At 68.8% G+C, this 19,698-nt stretch carries 22 protein-coding genes and 1 pseudogene; 11 read left to right on the top strand and 12 right to left on the bottom strand.

Annotation, left to right across the window (positions count from 1 at the left end; all coding sequences use genetic code 11):
- Positions 1-94 precede the first annotated feature (94 nt).
- Both ACH4TV_RS07205 and ACH4TV_RS07200 read left to right on the top strand, forming a co-directional pair.
- Complete coding sequence (locus ACH4TV_RS07205; protein WP_398395033.1) at positions 95-1,453, top strand: DUF445 domain-containing protein; 1,359 nt, start codon at positions 95-97, stop codon at positions 1,451-1,453.
- 62 nt (positions 1,454-1,515) lie between these two features.
- On the top strand, positions 1,516-1,995 hold the full coding sequence (locus tag ACH4TV_RS07200) for a hypothetical protein (protein WP_398395031.1): 480 nt from the start codon (positions 1,516-1,518) through the stop codon (positions 1,993-1,995).
- Here the strand turns inward: ACH4TV_RS07200 and ACH4TV_RS07195 are convergent.
- Positions 1,992-2,504 (bottom strand): hypothetical protein, encoded by a 513-nt coding sequence (locus tag ACH4TV_RS07195; protein WP_398395029.1) that lies wholly within the window; start codon positions 2,502-2,504, stop codon positions 1,992-1,994. The genes ACH4TV_RS07200 and ACH4TV_RS07195 overlap by 4 nt on opposite strands.
- Positions 2,505-2,606: 102 nt before the next feature.
- Here ACH4TV_RS07195 and ACH4TV_RS07190 point away from each other — a divergent pair, with 102 nt between their 5' ends.
- On the top strand, positions 2,607-3,575 hold the full coding sequence (locus ACH4TV_RS07190; protein WP_398395027.1) for a GlxA family transcriptional regulator: 969 nt from the start codon (positions 2,607-2,609) through the stop codon (positions 3,573-3,575).
- Here ACH4TV_RS07190 and ACH4TV_RS07185 read toward each other — a convergent pair.
- Positions 3,572-3,979, bottom strand: a complete 408-nt coding sequence (locus tag ACH4TV_RS07185) for a hypothetical protein (RefSeq protein WP_398395025.1) — start codon at positions 3,977-3,979, stop codon at positions 3,572-3,574. The genes ACH4TV_RS07190 and ACH4TV_RS07185 overlap by 4 nt on opposite strands.
- 68 nt (positions 3,980-4,047) lie before the next feature.
- Here ACH4TV_RS07185 and ACH4TV_RS07180 point away from each other — a divergent pair, with 68 nt between their 5' ends.
- Together ACH4TV_RS07180 and ACH4TV_RS07175 are read left to right on the top strand one after the other, a co-directional pair.
- Positions 4,048-4,749, top strand: a complete 702-nt coding sequence (locus tag ACH4TV_RS07180; RefSeq protein WP_398395023.1) for an alpha/beta fold hydrolase — start codon at positions 4,048-4,050, stop codon at positions 4,747-4,749.
- A gap of 43 nt (positions 4,750-4,792) precedes the next feature.
- Positions 4,793-6,796, top strand: coding sequence for a flavin monoamine oxidase family protein (locus ACH4TV_RS07175; protein ID WP_398395021.1), 2,004 nt, complete (start codon positions 4,793-4,795; stop codon positions 6,794-6,796).
- A 69-nt stretch (positions 6,797-6,865) separates the two neighbouring features.
- Here the strand turns inward: ACH4TV_RS07175 and ACH4TV_RS07170 are convergent, their stop codons facing one another.
- From ACH4TV_RS07170 to ACH4TV_RS07155, 4 genes are all read right to left on the bottom strand, one after another.
- Positions 6,866-7,840, bottom strand: coding sequence for an NAD(P)-dependent alcohol dehydrogenase (locus ACH4TV_RS07170; RefSeq protein ID WP_398395019.1), 975 nt, complete (start codon positions 7,838-7,840; stop codon positions 6,866-6,868).
- 71 nt (positions 7,841-7,911) lie between these two features.
- Positions 7,912-8,271, bottom strand: coding sequence for a hypothetical protein (locus tag ACH4TV_RS07165; protein WP_398395018.1), 360 nt, complete (start codon positions 8,269-8,271; stop codon positions 7,912-7,914).
- 189 nt (positions 8,272-8,460) lie between these two features.
- Positions 8,461-9,564, bottom strand: a complete 1,104-nt coding sequence (locus ACH4TV_RS07160) for an ArsR/SmtB family transcription factor (protein WP_398395016.1) — start codon at positions 9,562-9,564, stop codon at positions 8,461-8,463.
- A 223-nt stretch (positions 9,565-9,787) separates the two neighbouring features.
- Positions 9,788-10,363, bottom strand: coding sequence for a peptidase inhibitor family I36 protein (locus tag ACH4TV_RS07155; protein ID WP_398395014.1), 576 nt, complete (start codon positions 10,361-10,363; stop codon positions 9,788-9,790).
- Between the two features lie 320 nt (positions 10,364-10,683).
- Here ACH4TV_RS07155 and ACH4TV_RS07150 point away from each other — a divergent pair, with 320 nt between their 5' ends.
- Positions 10,684-11,262 (top strand): HAD domain-containing protein, encoded by a 579-nt coding sequence (locus ACH4TV_RS07150; protein ID WP_398395012.1) that lies wholly within the window; start codon positions 10,684-10,686, stop codon positions 11,260-11,262.
- Here the strand turns inward: ACH4TV_RS07150 and ACH4TV_RS07145 are convergent.
- A complete protein-coding gene (locus ACH4TV_RS07145; RefSeq protein WP_398395010.1) occupies positions 11,237-12,109 on the bottom strand; it encodes a DUF1963 domain-containing protein in 873 nt (290 codons plus the stop codon). The two genes, ACH4TV_RS07150 and ACH4TV_RS07145, sit on opposite strands and share 26 nt — an antisense overlap.
- A 225-nt stretch (positions 12,110-12,334) precedes the next feature.
- Between ACH4TV_RS07145 and ACH4TV_RS07140 the strand changes: the two genes are divergently transcribed.
- Complete coding sequence (locus ACH4TV_RS07140; protein ID WP_398395008.1) at positions 12,335-12,679, top strand: hypothetical protein; 345 nt, start codon at positions 12,335-12,337, stop codon at positions 12,677-12,679.
- A 191-nt stretch (positions 12,680-12,870) separates the two neighbouring features.
- Here ACH4TV_RS07140 and ACH4TV_RS07135 read toward each other — a convergent pair whose 3' ends face one another.
- Entirely contained in the window at positions 12,871-13,287 is a 417-nt protein-coding gene (locus ACH4TV_RS07135; RefSeq protein WP_398395006.1) for a Scr1 family TA system antitoxin-like transcriptional regulator, read from the bottom strand.
- Between the two features lie 99 nt (positions 13,288-13,386).
- Between ACH4TV_RS07135 and ACH4TV_RS07130 the strand changes: the two genes are divergently transcribed.
- Positions 13,387-13,590, top strand: a complete 204-nt coding sequence (locus tag ACH4TV_RS07130) for a DUF397 domain-containing protein (RefSeq protein ID WP_398395004.1) — start codon at positions 13,387-13,389, stop codon at positions 13,588-13,590.
- A gap of 75 nt (positions 13,591-13,665) precedes the next feature.
- On the opposite strand, the gene ACH4TV_RS07125 is transcribed toward ACH4TV_RS07130, so the two are convergent.
- Together ACH4TV_RS07125 and ACH4TV_RS07120 are read right to left on the bottom strand one after the other, a co-directional pair.
- On the bottom strand, positions 13,666-13,794 hold the full coding sequence (locus ACH4TV_RS07125; protein WP_398395003.1) for a hypothetical protein: 129 nt from the start codon (positions 13,792-13,794) through the stop codon (positions 13,666-13,668).
- Between the two features lie 693 nt (positions 13,795-14,487).
- A complete protein-coding gene (locus ACH4TV_RS07120; protein WP_398395001.1) occupies positions 14,488-15,402 on the bottom strand; it encodes a helix-turn-helix domain-containing protein in 915 nt (304 codons plus the stop codon).
- A gap of 638 nt (positions 15,403-16,040) precedes the next feature.
- Here ACH4TV_RS07120 and ACH4TV_RS07115 point away from each other — a divergent pair.
- Entirely contained in the window at positions 16,041-16,778 is a 738-nt protein-coding gene (locus ACH4TV_RS07115) for a phosphotransferase (protein ID WP_398394999.1), read from the top strand.
- A gap of 26 nt (positions 16,779-16,804) precedes the next feature.
- Positions 16,805-17,078, top strand: a pseudogene (locus tag ACH4TV_RS07110) (transposase); the annotation flags it as partial.
- Here the strand turns inward: ACH4TV_RS07110 and ACH4TV_RS07105 are convergent.
- Positions 17,070-17,549, bottom strand: a complete 480-nt coding sequence (locus ACH4TV_RS07105; RefSeq protein WP_398394997.1) for a hypothetical protein — start codon at positions 17,547-17,549, stop codon at positions 17,070-17,072. The pseudogene ACH4TV_RS07110 and the gene ACH4TV_RS07105 overlap by 9 nt on opposite strands.
- 131 nt (positions 17,550-17,680) lie before the next feature.
- Here ACH4TV_RS07105 and serS point away from each other — a divergent pair, with 131 nt between their 5' ends.
- Positions 17,681-18,976: a serine--tRNA ligase gene (gene serS / locus ACH4TV_RS07100; protein WP_398394995.1), complete on the top strand. Its 1,296-nt coding sequence runs from the start codon at positions 17,681-17,683 to the stop codon at positions 18,974-18,976.
- A gap of 170 nt (positions 18,977-19,146) precedes the next feature.
- Here serS and ACH4TV_RS07095 read toward each other — a convergent pair whose 3' ends face one another.
- Entirely contained in the window at positions 19,147-19,590 is a 444-nt protein-coding gene (locus ACH4TV_RS07095; RefSeq protein ID WP_398394993.1) for a peptidoglycan-binding protein, read from the bottom strand.
- Between the last annotated feature and the right edge of the window lie 108 nt (positions 19,591-19,698).

The raw sequence follows: 19,698 nt of genomic DNA, 5'->3' as shown, positions 1-19,698 counted from the left end.
GATATACGTGGGGAACTCTTGTTCCGTTCCAGGAGTCGGTCAGGAAGGGACAATGTGTGAGGGATCACTGAACGGGTGGAGCACGGTGGAGCGCATGGAACGTACGAAATCGGGATCAGAGGACCGTACCGGCGGCGACGGCGGGCGGCAGTCCCGTGCCGCGCCCGCGGGGGCGGTCCCCGGCCGTGCCATGACCTCCTTCAGCGCCGCCGACGAGGAACGCATGCGCGGGGTGCGCCGCATGAAGCTCACCGCGGTCGGGCTGCTCCTCTTCGTCGCTGTCGTGTACGTCCTCGCCAAGTGGGCCGGTGAGCAGGGTGCCGGCGCCTGGGCGGGCTATGTCGCCGCGGCGGCCGAGGCGGGCATGGTGGGCGCGATGGCCGACTGGTTCGCGGTCACCGCCCTCTTCCGCCACCCGCTCGGCCTGCCCATCCCGCACACCGCGATCATCCCCACCAAGAAGGACCAACTGGGCGTCTCCCTGGGTGAGTTCGTCGGCGAGAACTTCCTGTCCCAGGATGTCGTACGGCAGCGGCTGCGCGCGGTGGGCATCGGCAGCCGGCTGGGTGCGTGGCTCGCCGAGCCGGAACACGCGGACCGGGTCACCGCCGAACTGGCGACCGCCCTGCGCGGCGCGCTCACCGTGCTGCGCGACTCCGACGTCCAGGCGGTGGTCGGCGAGGCCATCACCCGGCGGGCCGACGCCCAGGAGATCGCGCCCGGCATCGGCAAGATGCTGGAGAAGGTCGTCGCCGACGGCGGCCACCGGAGGGCCGTCGACCTGATCTGCGTACGCGCCCACGACTGGCTCGTCCTGCACGAGGACGAGGTCATGGGCGCCGTGCAGGGCGGCGCGCCCGGCTGGACGCCCAAGTTCGTCGACAAGAGGGTCGGTGAGCGCGTCTACAAGGAGCTGCTGCGCTTCGTCACCGAGATGCGCGACGCCCCCTCCCACCCGGCGCGCGGTGCGCTCGACCGCTTCCTCACGGACTTCGCCTCCGACCTCCAGTCCGACACGGACACCCGGGCGCGCGTGGAACGCCTCAAGGGTGAGGTCCTGGGGCGCGGCGAGGTCCAGGACCTGATCGCCTCCGCCTGGACGGCCGTACGCTCGATGATCGTCTCCGCCGCCGAGGACGAGCGCAGCGAACTGCGGCTGCGGGTGCGGGCGTCGCTGCTGTCGCTGGGGGCCCGGATGGCTGTCGACGACAGGCTGCAGAACAAGGTGGACGGGTGGCTGGAGGGTGCGGCGGTGTACGTCGTGACGACCTACCAGGACGAGATCACGTCCCTGATCACGGACACGGTCGCGGGCTGGGACGCCGAGCACACGACGAGGAAGATCGAGGCGCACATCGGCCGCGACCTCCAGTTCATCCGGATCAACGGCACGGTGGTCGGCTCGCTGGTGGGGCTGCTGATCTACACGGTGTCGCGGGCGCTGGGCGCATAGGTACGGGTACCTGAGTACGCGTACTCTGTCGGACCGCCGGCGGACAGGTGACCCTCGTACGTATGACCGAGATGACTGGGAACACCGGGAAGCTGCTCACGCCGCTGCGGACACGTCCCTGGGTCGAGCGCTGGCTGACCCGCGCACTCGGCGCGGCCGTCGCCTGGGCCGCGTACCTCGTCTGTGTCCCCTGGGATCTGCGCAACCGGGTCGAGACCCCGGGGTCGACGGACGAGACGACCCCGGTGACGGGCGCCGGTGTCGTCGCCCTGGGGGTCGTACTGCTGCTCCTGGCGGCCTACTTCGGGTACCGGGACGGCCGGGGCTGGCCGCTGCTGCTGGTGGCGGTGCCCCCCGCGGCGCTCATGTACGTCTCCCTGCGCACGCATCCGGGACCGCCGGACGGATTCGCCAGCGCCTGGCCTCTGACGTGGGCCTTCTTCACGCTGGTGATCGCGGCGGGGGTGCTGGTCGCGGCCGGGGTGGGGCGTTCGTTCCGGGTGGAGGAGGAGTCGACGGAGGGACTGGTGTCGGCCCGTTAGGCGCCGGTGGTGGAGCCCGGGCGGACGATCATCAGGACCGTCACGGTGGCCCACAGGAGGTTGAAGACGCCGGTGAACATGGCGAGTTGGACGGTTGCCGCCCGGTCGCCCGAGCCACCTTCGACGACCTTCTCCGGGATCGACACCTGGCTCGACACCTGACTCGACTCCTGGATCGTCTCCTGAAGCGTTTCCTGGCGGGGCAGCACCAGTACGACCAGGACGATCGCCGCCGCCACGGTCAGCGCCATGGACACGATCAGCCAGGCGTCGCCCATCACACCCATGCTGGTCGCCGTGGCGATCCCGAAGACGGGCACGGCGATGCCGATCCCGGCGTACACCCGGCAGATCCGGTGCAGGAGCCCTACGGTCTCCAGCGCCCCGGGGTCGTCGGGCGCCGCGAGTGCCTTGCGGGCGCTGGGCGGGAACATGCTGGCCGCGACGGTGACGGGGCCGATGGCGATGATCGCGACGAGGACATGGAGGGCGAGCAGAAACTTGGTCACGGGGTGACGCTAGGCGGGGGGCGGGGCGCGCAGAAGTGGCGGTTCTGCCACAGGTCAACGGATTCTCGCCAGCGGATTCCTTCGGACGCCTAGGCTCTCGTCATGCATACCGTGGCCGTACTGGCCCTTGAGGGCGTCATCCCGTTCGATCTCTCGGCGCCGATCGACGCCTTCGGCTGGGCGCGGCTGCCGGACGGGCGGGAGGCGTACCGCGTCCGGGTCTGCTCGGTGGGCGTGGGGACCGAGGTGAGCGCGGGGCCGTTCAGCGTGCGGGCGCCGTACGGGCTCGACGCGCTCGCGGACGCCGACACGATCGTCCTGCCGGGCACCGCCGACCCGACGGTGCCGTTGCCGCCGGGCGTCGCGGAGGCGCTGTGCGCGGCGGCGGCGAACGGGACGCGCATCGCCTCGGTCTGCGTCGGCGCGTTCCTCTTCGCGGCGACGGGCCTGCTGGACGGGCTGCGCGCGACCACGCACTGGATCGCCGCCCAGGATCTCGCGGACATGTATCCGAAGGTGACCGTCGACCCGAACGTCCTCTACGTCGACAACGGGCAGTTCCTCACCTCGGCGGGCGCGGCGGCGGCCATGGACATGTGCCTGCACATGATCCGCAACGACCACGGCTCGACGGTCGCCGCGCAGGCCGCCCGGATGTGCGTGATGCCCCTCGAACGGGAGGGCGGCCAGGCCCAGTTCATCGTGCAGGCCCAGCCGCCGGCCCCGGCGGGCGCGACGATGGAACCGGTGCTGCGCTGGCTGGAGGAGCACGCGGACAGCGGCGACCTGACACTGGCGGACATCGCGGCGCGGGCGGGCATGAGCACCCGTACGCTGAACCGCCGTTTCCGCGAACAGACCGGTACGACGCCGTTGCAGTGGCTGCACCGGGCGCGGGTGCGGCGGGCGCAGCACCTGCTGGAGACGACGACGTATCCGGTCGAACGGATCGCCGTCCAGACGGGGTTCGGCTCCCCGACGGCGTTCCGGGACCGCTTCAAACGGGTGGTCGGGACAAGCCCGTACGCGTACCGGAGGGCGTTCCAGGGGCCCTTGCGGGAGGCCGGCTAACTCGTGGGCCCGGGCTTCCCGTCGACCGGGGCGGCTGCGGCCCGGCGGGCGCGCAACTCGGCCTCGTACCCGGCGCCGACGGCGAGCAGTGCCCCGGCCAGCACGAACCCGAACGCGCCGGGATTGACATACCCCGGCACGTCGTCGGTGACGTAACTCCCGCCGTCCTTGGTCTCGCACACGAACCGCAATGGGACGTAGTCGGCGCGGTAGTCGACGGGCTCGACCCCACTCCGTGCCGTAAGGCACGGCCGCACCGGCGACGAGTTCGCACCGCCGTCCTCCGCGTCCAGTACGGCGCCGAGGAGGTGCAGCAGCCCCCAGCCGTACAGCGCGAGCGCGAGGCCGCAGGAGAACAGCGCGAGCCCACGAAGCAGGGGGCCGCGATCCAGGAGGAAATTCAAGGCCAAGTCCCGTCAGGTGATTATTCTGATCGACTATGCCCATTCTGTGGACGGTTGACGGTACAACTTTGGCATACGAGGTTCACAACCCGTCCACATTTGGGGAAGGCCCGCCCCTCCTTCTTCTGCACGGCCTGGCCGGTCACCAGGGCGAATGGGACGACCTGCGCGCCCTGTTGCTGTCGGACGGGCACCGCGTGATCACGTACGACGCCCGGGGTCACGGAGGCAGCACGCGCAGCCCGCGGGACATGAGTCGGGCGGCGAACGTACGGGACGCGGTGACCGTGATCCGTGAACTGGCCCTGGCGCCGGTCGTGTTGGTGGGCCAGTCCCTGGGCGGCCTGACGGCACTGCTGACGGCGGCGGCGCACCCGGACCTGGTGGGGTCCCTGGTGCTGGTGGAGGCGGGCCCGGGGGGCCCGAGCCCCAACCTGCCGTCGGACATCGGGAGTTGGCTGGACCGCTGCCCGACTCCGCTGAGTGTGGACCGGGACAGGATGATCGCGGCGGTCGAGGAACTGGCCACGCACGACTACTGGGCCGAGTGGAGCCGGGTGCTCTGCCCGACGCTGGTGGTGCGGGGCGGGACGGGCACGATGCCCGAGCAGGAGCCGGGGGAGATGAGGAGGCGCCGGCCGGGGAAGGAGACCGTGACGGTCACTGTTCCGGGTGCGGGACATGACGTGCATCTGGATCAGCCAGGACGCTTGTACGACGCCATGAACCGGCTCAGTGGTTCGAGTGGTTTGGGGTCCTCTTTCGGGTGAATGCGCTTACTGCGTATGGCTCATGCACCAAAAGTTATAGGTGATGAGTACACAGAACCCGAGCACTCCCGTTGTCTCCCAGTCCTCACCACCGTCGCCCCAGGTGCCACCACCCTCGCGTCGTGCCGTGGTCGCCGCGACCGGTGCCTCGGCGCTCGCCGTCGGGCTCGCCGGCGCCTCCGCCGCACCCGCGACCGCGCTGAGCCCCGCCCTCGCACCCTCGGCCTCGCCGCCCGGCATCGACCACGGGGCGTACCGGACGGTCGCCCGCGCCATCGCCGTCTACGACGAGCACGACAACTCCCTTGTCCCCGGCTACCTCAGAACCATCGAGAACGGTCTGCCCACCGGCCGGGCGAAGACCACGAAACGCGTGCTGGTCATCGGCGCCGGACCGGCCGGTCTGCTCGCCGCCGACCTGCTCAACCGGGCGGGCCACGAGGTCGTCGTGATCGAGGCCAACGGCAACCGCGTCGGCGGCCGTATCAAGACGTTCCGCAAGGGCGGTCACGAGAACGGGGAGCAGCCGTTCGCCGACCCCAAGCAGTATGCCGAGGCCGGGGCCATGCGGCTGCCCGACAGCCACCCGCTCCTCATGGCGCTGCTCAAGAAGTACGAGATCCCGCGCCAGGAGTTCTACCTCGTGGACGTGGAGGTCGAGAACCCCGACCGGAAGGCCAACCGCACCTGGATCCACGTCAACGGCATCCACATGCGCCGCGCCGACTACGAGAAGCACCCCGAGAAGATCAACGACTCCTTCGGCGTCACCGGACCGAACCGCACGAAGACCGCCGCCGCGATCCTCACCGAGGCCCTCGCGCCCGCCCGCCGGCTGGTCCAGGACAAGGAGGGAACCGCCCTCGTCGACGGCTGGATCACGGTCCTGCAGAAGTACGGCCACTGGTCGATGTACCGGTATCTCACCGAGGTCGCCAAGCTCGACACCCGGACCACCGACCTCGTCGGCACCATCCAGAACCTGACCTCACGGCTGCACCTCTCCTTCGTGCACAGCTTCCTGTCCAGCGTGCTGATCGCCCCGAGCACCAAGTTCTGGGAGATCAAGGGCGGCACGGCGCTGCTCGCCGACGCGCTGTACGCGCCCGTGAAGGGAAAGGTCAGGCTCGACCGGCGTGCCGTACGCATCGAACGCGAGGGCGGTCACGGGGGCAACGGCGGCAAGGTGCGGGTGCACACCGTGTCGGAGGACAGCCAGACCGGCAAGGGCGGCGCCACCGAGGTCTTCGAGGGCGACGAGGCGATCATCACCGTCCCCTTCTCCGGACTGCGCCACGTGGCCTTCGACCCGCCGCTCTCCTACGGCAAGCGCCGGGCCGTCACCGAGCTGCACTACGACGCCGCGACCAAGGTGCTGCTGGAGTTCTCGCAGCGCTGGTGGGAGTTCACCGAGGAGCAGTGGCGGGAGACGCTGAACTCCATCGAGCCCAAGCTCTACGACAAGTACAGGGCGGGCAAGGTCAGGGACGCCAGGCATCTCGGCGCGCACGGGTCGGTGAAGAAGCTGGGGGTGACGATCCCCGACGGACTCAAGGAGTGCTTCTCCGTCTTCCGGCCCGCCATGAGCGGTGGCGAACCGGAGGCCGCCCATGTCCGTGGCGGCGGCTCGGTGAGCGACAACGCCAACCGCTTCATGTACTTCGAACACGCGACGCCCATGGAGGGCAGTGACGGCGGCATCGTGCTCGCCTCCTACAGCTGGGCGGACGACGCCCTCAAGTGGGACGCGTTCGCCGACGAGGAGCGGTATCTGCGCGCGCTGGCCGGACTTCAGGCCGTCTTCGGCCGCCGGTGCGAGGTCTTCTTCACCGGCAAGTGCCGGACACAGTCCTGGATGCGCGACCACTACGCCTACGGCGAGGCGTCCGTCCTCTTCCCCGGCCAGCACGCGGAACTGTTCCCCGACGTCCCCACCTCCGAAGGGCCGCTGCACTTCGCGGGCTGCCACACCTCCATCAAGCCCGCCTGGATCGAGGGCGCACTCGAGTCCGCGGTCCGCACGGCACTGAAGGTCCACACGGGCTGACGGGCACGGACTGACAGGGGCTACCGCTACCCGGTACGCCGGACTGGGCTCTGCCGTACTCGGTCGAGCTCAGTCCGGCGGTACGACGGTGACGACCACGTTCCCGACCTTCTGACCGGTCTCGACGTACCGGTAGGCGTCGGCGATCTCCTCCAGCGGGTACCGCCGGTCGACGACAGGCCTGAACTCCCCGGCCGCCATCAGCTCCCGGAGGTGCCGCACCATCTCCTGGTCCTGCGTGGGAAAGGGGAACCTCACCCGCCGCCCCCGGAACAGCGGCGTGACGAGCGGCAGGAGCATGTTCTGCCCGCCGGGGCCCAACTCCGAGGACAGATACACCCCGCGCGGCTTCAACAGCCGCCTGCACCGCCCGAACGTGCTCTTGCCGACGGCGTCGAACACCGCGTCGTAGCGCTGCTCGTCCCGGGTGAAGTCCTCGGCGGTGCGGTCGACGACCCGGTCCGCACCGAGCCCCTTCACCAGCTCCAGGTGCGCCGTGTCGCACACCGCGGTCACGGTGGCGCCGCGCTGTTTCAGCAACTGCACCGCCGCCGAGCCGATACCGCCGGTCGCCCCGTACACGAGGACGTCGTCCCCGGCCCCGACGCCCGCCTTCGTGAGGAACGCCAGCGCGTAGTGCGCGCCCTCGGTACCGGGAGCGGCCTCCTCGAAGGTCACACCGGCCGGCATGGTCGCGACGGGCCCGTCGTGCGGAACGGACACGTACTCGGCATGGGCTCCGAACGCGCCCTCGTTGTACCCGAACACCCGGTCGCCGACCGAGAAGGACGCGATGGCGATACCGCCGACGGCTTCCACGATCCCGGCGTACTCGGTGCCGAGCACGGTACGCCGGGGCCGGGCGAGTCCGGTGAGCAGGCGCATGAACAGGGGCCTGGCCGCCCGGTAGGCGCAGTCGGTCCGGTTGACGGTCGTCGCGTGCACCCTCACCAGAACGTCCCGGTCCCCGACGGAGGGCCGGTCCACCTCGGTGACCCGGACGACGTCCGGCGGTCCGTACCGGTTGTGCACGGCTGCCTTCATGGCCGAACCATAGCCGTGACGTGCCCGACCCTGCCTGACGTGCCCTTGTACGTCCCGCCGCAGGGTCCAGATCAGCAGTTACGGATCGACCAGACCGGAGACCAGTTGTACGAGTTGCTGCTGCCGCCCGGCCCGACCGACGTCAGGGCGTTGCCGCTCTGGCCGTAGAAGGTCGCGGTGGCGCCGCCGGCCTGGGAGTTGCGGTAGGAGCCCGTGCCCACGAAGTCGGTCAGCGCGTAAGTGGCGCAGTAGTAGAGGTAGTAGACGACGTAGTCGCCCCGCGTGGCGTCGTACGTGGCGACGCACAGGTTTCCGCTGGCGCAGGTGATCGCGGCGGCCGTCGCCACGTGCTCGATCCTGTCGGGCTTCGGCCAGACCGTCGGAGGCTCGGCGGCCGACGCGGCCTGCGCCGGTGCGGTGGTGGCGAACATGGCCGACAGCAGGAAGGCAAGGGTGCCGATGATGCCGAGGACGGAGCGTCGGTCGCGTCGCTAGCGCATGTGGTGAAACCCCCTGTGAGCATGGCGACATACGGGGCCCACGCGTCGCGCGCGACCCCGGTTCCGTACTCCCAGGCTGGAGTCGGCCGCCGTACACGCGCCACACGTTGAAGCTGTGACTTAAAGGTCGTGGAGGTCGTGGACCTTGTGCAGTTCGCAGCGGGGGTCGTCGGCGTCGAATGGCACGCTCGGCGGGCTCGACGGTCGTCCGCCGAGAAGGGCGGCCCCCGCCGGGGTGATGGTGTGCAGGACGTACCTGCTGCGGCGCACGCTCAGCACCAGGCCGGCCCGGCGCAGGACGGCGGTGTGCTGGCTCGCGGCGGCGCCGGAGACACCGTTCCGCCGCGCGAGCTCTCCGGTCGTACGGCCCGTCAGGACGTCCGCCAGGATCGCGGCCCTGGTACGCCCGAGCAGCACGCCCAGTTCCGTGCCCCGGTCGGTGGCGCTCCGCCCCCGCGCCCAGCCGGGGGTGTGCTGGACCGGATAGACGAGCACCGGGGTCCGTTCGGGGGAGGGAGAGGCGACCATGACGGGTCTTCGGGAGCAGAAGAACCCCGGCTGGAGCACCAACCCCCGTCCGTCGAGCCGCAGTTCACGGTCGACCGGGTACGGGGCCTCCAGCACGGGCGACTCCCAGCGCAGCACCGGCCGGAAGCTGGCCAGGAGCCCGTCGGTCCCGCCTTCCAGCGCGGCCCGGGCCCGTGTGGCCAGGTCGGCGTCCAGATGCGCCTGGATGTGCGTGGCGAAGGGCACGAGCGCCCGCCGGTGATACGTGTGCAGGCCGGCGCCCAGCCGGCGCAGCGCCGCGGGTTCGCCCTCGGCGAGGGCACGGACACCGGCCGGCAGGGGCCGCCGGGGCCGGCACGGGGAGGCGGCGAGGCGTGTGAGGTCGCGGCGCAGGGTGGTCCTGGGGGTGGTGAGTACGGCGTCGACCGCGCGCTCCAGGTCGGGAGTGCGGTCGGAGGTGTCGGGGGCGTCGCGTGCGTCGGGCGGGTCCGGCGTGAGGAAGTCCGGCGTGTAGCCACGGGGCGGGAGGAGCGCGGCGAGCATCCTGTCCGCCGGTCCCAACAGCGGCCGCACCAGGCGCCGCCAGTCGCCGAAGGCCAGGGGGTCGTCCTTGCCGGCCAGCGCCTGGAAGCTGTTGGTGATCTCCCAGAGGGGGTCGGGAGTGACGGCGACGCGGACACGTGCGATGTCCTCGGAAGTGAAGTGCACCCGCAGCATGGGGGGTCTCCGATGGTGGTCGGTCATCGGGTGGAGGGCGGTGCCCCACGAGACTGACCGAGCCCCACCAGCGAGGGCAAGGGGGCATTCGGCCACTGCTGCCGCATTCGCCCGGCCTCCGACGGAGACCGGGCGAGAGCTGTGACGCGTTGGGCCGGTGAAGTCGGGTGCGCGACCATCCCCACCGGCCCGCAGATTCAGTACCGCTCTTCCGGCGGAGCCCCTAGCAGGGCTTGACGTACCAGACGGGGGTCCAGTTGTAGCTGCCGTCCCAGCTGGATGCGCCGGGGGTGGTGAAGATGACGCCGCCGCTTTGGTTCTTGAACTGTGCCCGGGTGCCGGGGGTCTGGTTGTTCCACCAGGAACCGAGGCCCTCCCAGTTGCTCAGGGCGTAGTTCTGGCAGTTGTACAGGGCGAGTCGGTTGCCGGTGCCGTTCTGGCCTCGGTACATACAGAAGTACTCGTAGCTGCACTCCCACGCCGCCGCGGCGCGCGTACCGACCGGGCTGGTCAGGTCACGGGCGTACTTCTCGCCGGGGACGGAGACCAGCAGCGTCGCGCCGTCACCCAGGCTGATCTCGTTCGCGGAGACCTGGCGCCCGTCCTGGCGGGCGAGAAGGCCCTCCACCTTGGCCTGAAGGGCGTCAGCCTGCTCCTGACTGAGCCCGGCGGCCCGGGCCTGCCCGCCGAAGGCCGCATCGGCCTGCGCGGTTCCGGCGGACGCCGGCCCGGTCATTCCCAGGGCAAGAAGCGTGACGGCCGCCGCCGCGACGGACGCGAACCTTTTCACTACGGACATGTCATCCCTTTCTGTTGGAGAAGAGAGAGCGCAACAAGTGGGCACGTTCAGGAACTTGTTGTCCGGTGAGCTCGTGGAGATGGAGACGGGAACGGAGATGCCGGTGACAACTGATCCAGGGGGGCGACCGGAGTCCCCCGTCCCCCGTCCCCCGTCCCCCTCCTGGCCACCGTTCCGGGCCTCATGCTGTCGTCGGCCGGGGCGGCGCGACCAGATGCTTAAGTTGGGGCTTAGCTGTCCGGGGGGCGTGCTCGGCGCCGGCCTGCGCACCCCGCACGGACTGCTGTCACGCGAGCCCGAACACCGGCTACCGTGCAGCCGTGATCGGTTCGACCCTGCCCCTTCTCTTCCTTGACGTCGATGGGCCACTCATCCCCTTCGGGGCGACGCAGCAACAGCTTCCGAACGGGTACCCGACCTACCGGCCCCACCGCCAGGTGCACGGAGCTGCTGCTGCGAATCCCCTGATCACCAGGATCGATCCAGCGCACGGCCCCCGACTGATGGCGCTGCCGTGCGAGTTGGTGTGGGCCACCACGTGGATGTCCGACGCCAACGAATGCATCGCGCCATGGCTCGGCCTGCCGGAGCTGCCCGTGGTGATCTGGCCCGAGTCGTCCGAGGGGCCCGAGGAAGACGAGAAGGACGGCCTCCACTGGAAGACCCGTGACCTCCTCGCCTGGGCAGCCGGACGCCCCTTCGCCTGGGTCGACGACGAGATCACGGACGCCGACCGGACCTGGACGGAGGCACACCACCCGGGCCAGGCCCTTCTGCACTGCGTCGATCCTCGACAAGGCCTCACGAACGGGGACTTCGCCGCTCTCGACCACTGGTTGCGAACCACCCAGGCACAGTCAGGTCAGGCACAGGTCAGGGGTTCCAGAAGACGCTGGTGAACGCGCGGTCGAAGCGCCGCGCGGCCAGGTCCTCGCGCTGGATCACCCAGTGGACGGTGGCGCTCTCCCAGCCTCGTACGTCCATGCCGGCCTGCCAGTCGGCCAGGAGCACCCAGTCCGAGACGTCACCCGAAACCGGTCCGTCCCACCCGCCCGCTTCCGCCGCTTCCACGGCCCTGGACACGGCAGTGGCGACCGGGTCCGTGCAGATGGCCTCCTCATCGGCGTACCCCCCGATCTGCAACGGCCCCTCGGGAGCGATGTCGCCACGGATGCTCTCCCAGACCGCGACGAGTTCCTCGGAGCGGGGGTGCCCGGGAAGCGGCCCGCTCCACGGCTCGCCGAGGAGTTCGACCGCATGGTGGCAGGGCAGCGACACATGGGGCGTCGCCCGCAACGGACCCTGCGGGAACGCCTCGAACATCGCCTCCTCATCCGCGAAGTCGAAGGAGTTCCAAGCGTGCCTGTCCCGTTCCACCACGGCCGAACCGACGGGGACGTACGCCACACTGCCCATCGTCTCGGCATCGTCGGCGGTCTCGGGGAAGGCGAACAGCAGCAGGTGGCCGTCGGGAGGCAGGCCCAGGTCCGTCGCGTCGGCGGGCAGCGCCGCGAGGTCGATGGACGCGACGAAGGGATGGGCGGGGTCCGGCGTATCCGCCGGAAGCAGCAGCGGACCGCCGAACCGGCCCACGACCGGCCCGTCCCCGTCCACCTCCCCGTCCCGCGTCAGCGTCGCGCAGGGGCGGGCGGTGGCCAACCACCGCTCTACGTCGTCGGCCGGTATGCCCCGCGCAACCGCCTTGTCACGGAAGGGACTTAACCGGTCCCGCATCTCAGGAGTCATGGGCAAAACCGTAGGGGGAGGAACTGACACAGCGGCTGCGGCGCCCGCGCACTGCCTCTTCTTGGACTCTCCTCGGCGACGAGGCGGGAAGGCCTCCGAACCCAAGCACGAGTAGAGCGCACGCAGGTCCGACGCACCTGACGGCCTCGGGGGAATTAGCTCATCCTGCAGTGACGGCTGGCCGGTAGCACTCGGTCAGCTGGGTAGGCGGGGCGAGGAGGACGCGTGGGTGGGAGCGATCCGCACATCCATGTCGAGTCGAAGGTGGGCCACGACGATGCCGCCGTCCGTAACGTGCTGGCATCCACGTTCGGTCTGGTGGGTGACCTGCCGAGCCTCGTCACTACCGGATGCGGAGTGCGGGTGCCTTACGCGATGGCCTCGCCGCGCCCGGACAAAGTCACGTGCCTCGCTTGCCGGGAACATGCCCGGCGCGAGCACCTGCGCCTCGCGGAGTGGGTCGAGCGCTTGGGCAGCATGCCGGGATCGACCGTCAGCCCTGTTCAGGCGAGGCAAGCCGCAGACCGGCATCGCGAGCTCGCGGATAAGTTCGCTGACGCAGAAGACTGAGCCCGCTTACGCTTTCGGGTGGCTCAGTGATCGTCCTGGTCGGCCGTGGCATGAGGTGGGCCGCAGGGGTCGGGGGAGTTGTGAAGCTGACTGGGCTCGTGGGCGCCTGTCCCATCCTGCCCTGTCCGGTGTCTCTCGTGCGCTTTCGCCGTGCCTGACCGGCCGGGCCTGCGACTGGAACCCTGGAGGATCTAGTAGGTGGCGTCGCTGAGGAGGCCGAAGGCCTTGTTGTGGAGGGCGAGTTCGGCCGGGTGGGAGATGTCCACGCCGGTGGAGACGAGTTCGTAGTGGGCGTGGCTGTCGTCGTACATGTTGAAGCCGTGTGCGGGGACCATGTCGACGTCGGCGGTGGCGGGGAGGATGCCGAGGGTGAGGGACAGGAGGTCGATCTCGCTGAGCAGGCGTTCCAGTTGCTCGCGTATCACCTCGGGCCCGCCGACGTACGTGTACAGGGCCTGTTCGCCGAGGATCACGTCGTAGCGGTGCTCGCCGTCGTACAGGACCTGCTGGCGTTCCATCCGCTTGGCCACGCCCGCCGGTACAGTTTGCCAAACTACGGCCTGTGCGCTGGTGCTGTTCTGTGTGGAAAAGTCACCGTCTCGCAGCATGTAGACTCATAACCACCCGAAATAGACAATTCGGGATTTTTTGGTGCATGGGTGGTCGCGCACGATGCGGTGTTGCGGCTGTGAGAGTTAGGCGCGTGAATGGGTCCCTCGGGGTCGTGGCGGAAGTCCTCCTACAGCGACATGCAAGGCGATCAGTGTGTAGAGGTGTATATCGATCGCTTTGTTCGGGTGCGTGACACGAAGGACACGTCCAGGGGGCGCCTGGCCTTCACGGCCCGGTCGTGGAGTCGCTTCCTGTCGGCCGCACCTGATGGGCAGGGGCGCGGCACGGCTGTCAGTTGAGGGAAACGCAAAGTCGCTGCGGGCGCCGGTGGTTATACCCGGTTCCCGCAGCGTCCGTGTCTGCTGCGGATGCAGTCAGTTGGATGGGCTCCCCAGCCGGCCGGCGAGGGCCAGTCCCGCGGTGGCGACGGCTGCTGCCGTTGCCGGGCCGGACTCGACAGGTGCCAGGACGAGGATGATGACGGCCGCGGTCAGCGATGCCACTGCGACAATGGCGGCAGCGATGATGTGGGCGCGCGGTAGGTCGGATATGCGGTGGGTGTCTTCTGAGGAATTCTCCGGAAGGTACTCGTGGTCGGACAAGGCTGTACTCCAGATGGCCCGGGACTTTATGGAACCAGTTGCACCGCTTGCAGGCGGTGAACTGCCTGCAAGGCCAATTCCCTGACCCTCGCTTGATCATTCATATGCCTGTGGCTGCCACCGGCGCGGAACGGGGAAGTCCGGCATGGCGGAGAAGGAATTCCTGAAGCATTCGGATGCGCTGCTGATAGCGATCTCGCGAGATGCTACCTATCAGAATGATGGTTTACGCCTCGATCGGACCGAGCACACCATGTACATACGGTTCGCCGGTCGGCCTGTGGGGCGTTGCCCACCAGCAACGATTGCCAACGCGCCGGGGATGCGCGACCGTGGTACACACGCTGGTGTCCGGTGGCCCGGGCGATCAGCATGGGGGCGCATCCCGTTGCAGCGGGTCTGCCCCCGCTGTGGCTTCGCTGAAGCGGAGCCACAGTCATGTCCGGCCATGATGGCTGATGAGCCCCCTTCTGCTTCCATGCGCCCCTGGCTGCTGGGCGCCGGGGCCGTGTGCCCCCGCCCACCTGCACGTGGATCCCCTGCGGAGCCGATCGGCGTGGGGTCGTTCCTCGGGTGAGGAGGGGGACAGAGATGTCAGACGTCCGGGGACGGCGGCGTGGGCCGAGGGAGAACCAGGTCGTGCGGTTCTGTTTCGATGTGTTCGGCCATCTGAAGCAGAATCGGGGGCACGCTGTCGCCCTTGATGGAACGTTCCTCCAGTTCCCAGAACACTTCCAGATGCTTGACGAAGTCCTCCGTGGCCGTACTGACGTCGGCGGGACCGCGCAGGTTCTCCAGGTAGACGAACGGCTGCATGCCCTCCTCGAACTCGAAGAGGGTGAAGGGTCCTTGCGACGCGGGAGTGCCGCTGCCGAACGGGAAGATCATGATCTGGCGGCGAGGGTGCGCTGCCAGCTCCGCGAGCCGGCGCAGCTGCATGCGCATCACCCTCGGCCCACCGACCTGCCGGCGAAGTACCGCCTCGTCCAGGATGAAGTAGGTCTCGCCGTCGTCCCGCTCCAGCGTTTCCTGGCGCAGCATGCGCCCTTCGATCATGCGCTGAAGCTGGGGTGCGGAGAACCTGTCCGCGGTGTACGCCCGGATCATCTCCGCGGCGTACTCTTCCGTCTGCAGCAGGCCGGGTACGGTGAGCGGCTGAAACGCCCGCGTCACGAAGGCCGACGACTCCATGGCCAAGAAGTTCAGGAACTGCGGTCCGTAGATGTCCCGGTACTCGGTGAACGGCATCTTCCGACTGCCACGCGCCAAGCCGAGCAGCCGCTCGACGGTCCCGTCGTCGCCGATCCGGTACAGGCTCAGCAGCGGGCGAAGATCATGGACGGATATCCCTACTTCGCCTGCTTCGATACGCAACAGCTTGCTCGGTGACCACTCCATGGTCTCGGCCACCTGACGTTGCGTGAGCCCGACTTCCTTGCGGGCTCTTCGCAACTCGGTACGCAACTGCAGGCGCTGAATTGCGGGCCTTCCCGGACGCGGTGTTGCCATGTGTCGTCCCCCTGTCTGCTACACCGCTGATTGTGGCATCACCAACTGGGGAATGTCCGATCGCCAGAGAGCGTAAAGCTGGCCGTCTTTATGCGGGACGGTCTCGGACTCGCTGCTCGATTTCCGTCGCACAGCCCCCGTGGCCACCCTCTGCCCAAGGCGGTCGTGCAGCATGAGGTGCGAGCACGCTTTGAGTGTCCTTTCCCCGAGACAGAGAGGTCTCTCGGGCACCTGCGGGGGCCGTCTCGATTACGCACTACGCACCAACTGCCGACCGTGCTAAGGGCTGTCCGGTAACCGCTGGTCACGGCGGGTCCGAAACGTCGGCGCAGCCTCCATCGGATCGGCTACGTCGTCCACCGCGCCCTCACTCATCAGCGATCGGAGCCGCAGCACATGCCAAGACCAGTGCGCGCCAAGCGGGCCGACACCTACGGAGAGCCCGTCCCCCGACGTCACCGTCCTGCCCGCGGCCTACGAGTACGGGATCTCCCAACTGCCGCTGTGGCCGGGGTGCTCACGCTGGTCGTCGGCGGCTGTCTGCGGAGTAGCTCCTCTGGCGGAGTTGTCTCGGCGGCGGATCAAGCGTCGGGACAAGCTGTTGAGCGTTGGAGGTAGTGATCGGGCAGGGTGGACGGATGCCGGAGTCGTTTCTGCCTGGAGGTTTTGTCAATGCGGTCGTTCGTGTCGGGGAGACGGTGCGCCGTCCGGCGTCAGCCCGCACGAAGTTCGTGGGTGATCTGCTGAGGTTGCTCGAAGCCAGTGGCTGGAGTGGTGCTCCGCGGTCTCTCGGTGTGGACGACGAGGGCCGTGAGGTCCTCAGTTACCTCGATGGCCATGTGGCATGGGAGCCGCAACAACCTGCCGCTGTGTCATCGGACGAAAGTCTGGTGACGGTCGCCCGGCTCGTGCGTCAGTTCCACGACCTGACGGCCGGCACCACGCTGGCCGCAGACCAAGAGGTCGTGTGTCACAACGACCTGTCGCCCAAGAACACCATCTATCGCCTGTCCAGTGGCGAGCTTCGCCCAACGGCATTCATCGACTGGGACCTTGCTGCGCCTGGCGCGCGGATCAACGACATCGCTCATGTCTGCTGGCAGTACCTCGATCTGGGCCCTTCGGTCACCGACGTCGAGGAGACAGCCCGGCGCATGAGGCTGATCGTCGACAGCTACGTACTGTTGGACCGGCAACCTCTCGTGTCCACGATCTTGTGGTGGCAGGACCGGTGCTGGCGGGGCATCAAGACCCAGGCCGATGCGGGTGACGTCGCCATGGCCCGGCTTCGTGACACCGGGGCGGTGACGCGAGTTCAGACGGCCTATCAGTGGGTTTCCGATCATCGGGCTGCATTGGAAAACTCAGTGCGGTGAGCGCGTGGGCAACGGCCGCAGCCGCCGACAAGGGCTACGACTATGACGACTTGGGCCGGTGGCTCCGCAAGCGGGGCATCCGCCACCGCATAGCCCGCAAAGGGATCGAGTCCTCGCAGCGGCTCGGTCGCCACCGATGGGTTGTTGAGAGGACCGTGTCCTGGCTCGCCGGCTTGCCGTCGGCTCCACCGCGACTACGAACGCAAGGCAGAACACTTCCTCGCCTTCGCCGGCGTAGCCGCAGTCCTCATCTGCCACCGCCGACTCGTCCGTGCGGACAGGCAGGACCAGTCAGCGTGAAGCTCCGACATTGCTGACCCAGACACCGAAGGGCATGATCTCCGGCTCGGTCTCGGTCTTCTCTGAGAGGCTCTGCATGTCGTCCAGGTCCGACCAGGTGATGAAGCCTGGCTCGCTGTCGGTCAGAAATCCCTCGACGACCGGACCGAGGTCGTCGGAAGCCACATAGGTACCGCTGAACGGCAAACCATGCGGGGGCACAGAACCGGTCGAGCACCGAAGCTGTCCTGCCTGCTTGTCGTGCCACACATAGAACGTCGCCACCCCGGAGAAGCGCAGATCGTGAATGCGTTCCCGGATGGCAGCAGCAGTCCGCTCGAAGGCCGCCACCACCTCGGCGACGGACAACGAATTCCTGTCCTCGTCAGCCGCACCCAGCGACCAGGTGTTGGTCTCCCACTCCACCCGCCGGTCAGCCGGCTCCATCACCAGAGGCTCGTCCGCCACCTCAGCAATCCACGTCAACAGCACCACAGCAGTATGCCTGCACAGCTCGACCCGAGAACCGCCAAAAAACGACCTCTAAATCGAGTACGGAGGGCATGCCCGACCTTGCTAGCGTCGGAGCACTATCCCTTCCGCGCGAGGAGCAGACAGCCCCCATGCATGATGCCCGCGTTCTGATCGACCTGGGTGACGAAGCCGTACGTCGCCTTGCCCGCCGCGGCTACACCCTGGACCTCTCCTCTCTGGAGAGCCTCCAGTCCCGTCGGAACCAGAGCATCCAGTCGGGCGACGAGCTGCGTTCCGAGGCCAAGCGCGTGGCACAGGAGGTCCAGCGGACGGCCAGGGCGGGCGGCGACATCTCCACGCTCAAGGACACCGCGCGGGCGCTCAAGGACCAGATCCGCGAGACCGAGGCCGAACTGGAGACGGTCCAGGAGGAGCTGACCGAGCTGCTCCTGGGCATCCCCAACCTGCCGTCGGACGACGCCCCCGAGGGCGACTCGGAGGAGTTCGCCGTCGAGCAGCGCCGGGTCGGCAACCCGCCGGAGTTCTCCTTCGAGCCCAAGGACCATGTGGACCTCGGCGAGAGCATGGGCATCCTGGACTTCGGCCGCGCCACCAAACTGTCGGGCCCGCGCTTCAGCGTCCTGCGCGGCGCCGGAGCGGCCCTGGAACGCGCCCTGGCGACCCTGTTCCTCGACCTGCACACCCGCCGCCACGGCTACACCGAGCACTCGGTGCCCTTCCTGGTCACCCGCAAGACGATGACGGGCACGGGCCAGCTGCCGAAGTTCGAGGAAGACCTGTTCAAGACGGGCGTCACGGACCGCGACCTGTTCCTCATCCCGACCGCCGAGGTCCCGCTCACCAACCTCTACGCCGACGAGATCATCCCGCCCGCCGAACTGCCCGTCGCCCTGACCGCGCACACCCCGTGCTTCCGCTCGGAGGCCGGTTCGTACGGACGGGACACCCGCGGCCTGATCCGCCAGCACCAGTTCTCCAAGGTGGAGTTGGTCCGTATCACGACCGCGGACCAGGCGCGGGCGGAGATGGAGAGCATGGTCGGCCATGTCGAGGCCTGCCTGAAGGAACTGGACCTGGCCTACCGGGTCGTCACACTCGCCGCCGGCGACACCGGCTTCTCCGCGCAGCTCACATACGACCTGGAGGTCTGGCTGCCCAGCCAGAACACCTACCGCGAGATCTCCTCCGTCTCCGACTTCGGCACCTTCCAGGGCCGCCGCGCCGGCATCCGCACCCGCGACGAGAACGGCAGGCCCACCCCGGCCGCCACGGTCAACGGCTCGGGCCTGCCCATCGGCCGCACGCTGGCCGCCGTACTGGAACAGCACCAGCAGGCTGACGGTTCTGTGCTGCTGCCCGAGGCTCTCGTCCCGTACCTGGGCTACCGCCGGATCGGGGCGGACGGGACGCCGTCGGAGGCGTAGCAACCGCCTGTTCCTGTGCGACGTCACGGCGCACAGGCTGCACCGGGGCATGGCACTGCTGGCATCCGGCGCCAGAGCGGCGGCTTGAGGCGCCTGAAGAGAACCGCGCGGCCCGTCCTCTCCGGCAAGGAGAGGACGGGCCGCGGTGGATACGTGGGACGGCTGGTCCGTCAGAGCCTGTCGGCCCACAGCTTGAATCCGGCCCTGGTCCCGTCGCCGGCGAGGCCGTCGATCGCGCCGCTGTAGTCGCCGTTGGCCCGCAGCAGGCGCTGCAGCGCCTTGATCGTGTTGGGGCCGACGATGCCGTCGATCTTGTCCGTGTAGCCCCAGTGCTTGGTCAGGAGTCGCTGGAACGCCTTCCAGCTGTTCTCGCCCAGGTACCCGTCGATCTCGTCGTTGTAGTCCCAGTGCAGCGCGAGGAAGCGCTGGACGTTCTTGGCCTGCGCCAGGCTCAGACCCAGGTTGTTCACCGCGAGCGCGCCGACCTCACCGGTCACCGCCTGCTGCTGGACCGACGCGGGAGCCGCCATGGCCGTGCCCGCGGTGGCCAGACCGCCGGCGGCGATCCCGACCGCGGTGGTGACACTGACGAGTGCCTTCGTGAGAGTTCGCATGCTGTTCTCCTCCGTTGACGTGCGATGAGCGGAACCGACCGCACCGGCCGGCTCCGGAACGAGACTGCGGGTTCGGCGTGACGGCCGGCCACAGTTGAGGCGGAAGTG

Origin of the sequence: Streptomyces sp. NPDC020898 (assembly GCF_044333925.1) — a bacterium.
Lineage (GTDB): Bacteria > Actinomycetota > Actinomycetes > Streptomycetales > Streptomycetaceae > Streptomyces.
The sequence above is the reverse complement of the archived record's forward strand: the minus strand, read 5'-3'. Positions and strand labels throughout refer to the sequence as shown.

Coding starts and splice junctions, on each gene's coding strand:
- ACH4TV_RS07120 (WP_398395001.1), bottom strand. CDS start 15,402: ATGGCAACACCGCGTCCGGGAAGGCCCGCAATTCAGCGCCTGCAGTTG.
- serS (WP_398394995.1), top strand. CDS start 17,681: ATGCATGATGCCCGCGTTCTGATCGACCTGGGTGACGAAGCCGTACGT.
- ACH4TV_RS07160 (WP_398395016.1), bottom strand. CDS start 9,564: ATGCTGCGGGTGCACTTCACTTCCGAGGACATCGCACGTGTCCGCGTC.
- ACH4TV_RS07200 (WP_398395031.1), top strand. CDS start 1,516: ATGACCGAGATGACTGGGAACACCGGGAAGCTGCTCACGCCGCTGCGG.
- ACH4TV_RS07155 (WP_398395014.1), bottom strand. CDS start 10,363: ATGTCCGTAGTGAAAAGGTTCGCGTCCGTCGCGGCGGCGGCCGTCACG.
- ACH4TV_RS07165 (WP_398395018.1), bottom strand. CDS start 8,271: ATGTTCGCCACCACCGCACCGGCGCAGGCCGCGTCGGCCGCCGAGCCT.
- ACH4TV_RS07130 (WP_398395004.1), top strand. CDS start 13,387: ATGGGTCCCTCGGGGTCGTGGCGGAAGTCCTCCTACAGCGACATGCAA.
- ACH4TV_RS07175 (WP_398395021.1), top strand. CDS start 4,793: ATGAGTACACAGAACCCGAGCACTCCCGTTGTCTCCCAGTCCTCACCA.
- ACH4TV_RS07170 (WP_398395019.1), bottom strand. CDS start 7,840: ATGAAGGCAGCCGTGCACAACCGGTACGGACCGCCGGACGTCGTCCGG.
- ACH4TV_RS07190 (WP_398395027.1), top strand. CDS start 2,607: ATGCATACCGTGGCCGTACTGGCCCTTGAGGGCGTCATCCCGTTCGAT.
- ACH4TV_RS07205 (WP_398395033.1), top strand. CDS start 95: ATGGAACGTACGAAATCGGGATCAGAGGACCGTACCGGCGGCGACGGC.
- ACH4TV_RS07145 (WP_398395010.1), bottom strand. CDS start 12,109: ATGACTCCTGAGATGCGGGACCGGTTAAGTCCCTTCCGTGACAAGGCG.
- ACH4TV_RS07135 (WP_398395006.1), bottom strand. CDS start 13,287: ATGCTGCGAGACGGTGACTTTTCCACACAGAACAGCACCAGCGCACAG.
- ACH4TV_RS07115 (WP_398394999.1), top strand. CDS start 16,041: ATGCCGGAGTCGTTTCTGCCTGGAGGTTTTGTCAATGCGGTCGTTCGT.
- ACH4TV_RS07095 (WP_398394993.1), bottom strand. CDS start 19,590: ATGCGAACTCTCACGAAGGCACTCGTCAGTGTCACCACCGCGGTCGGG.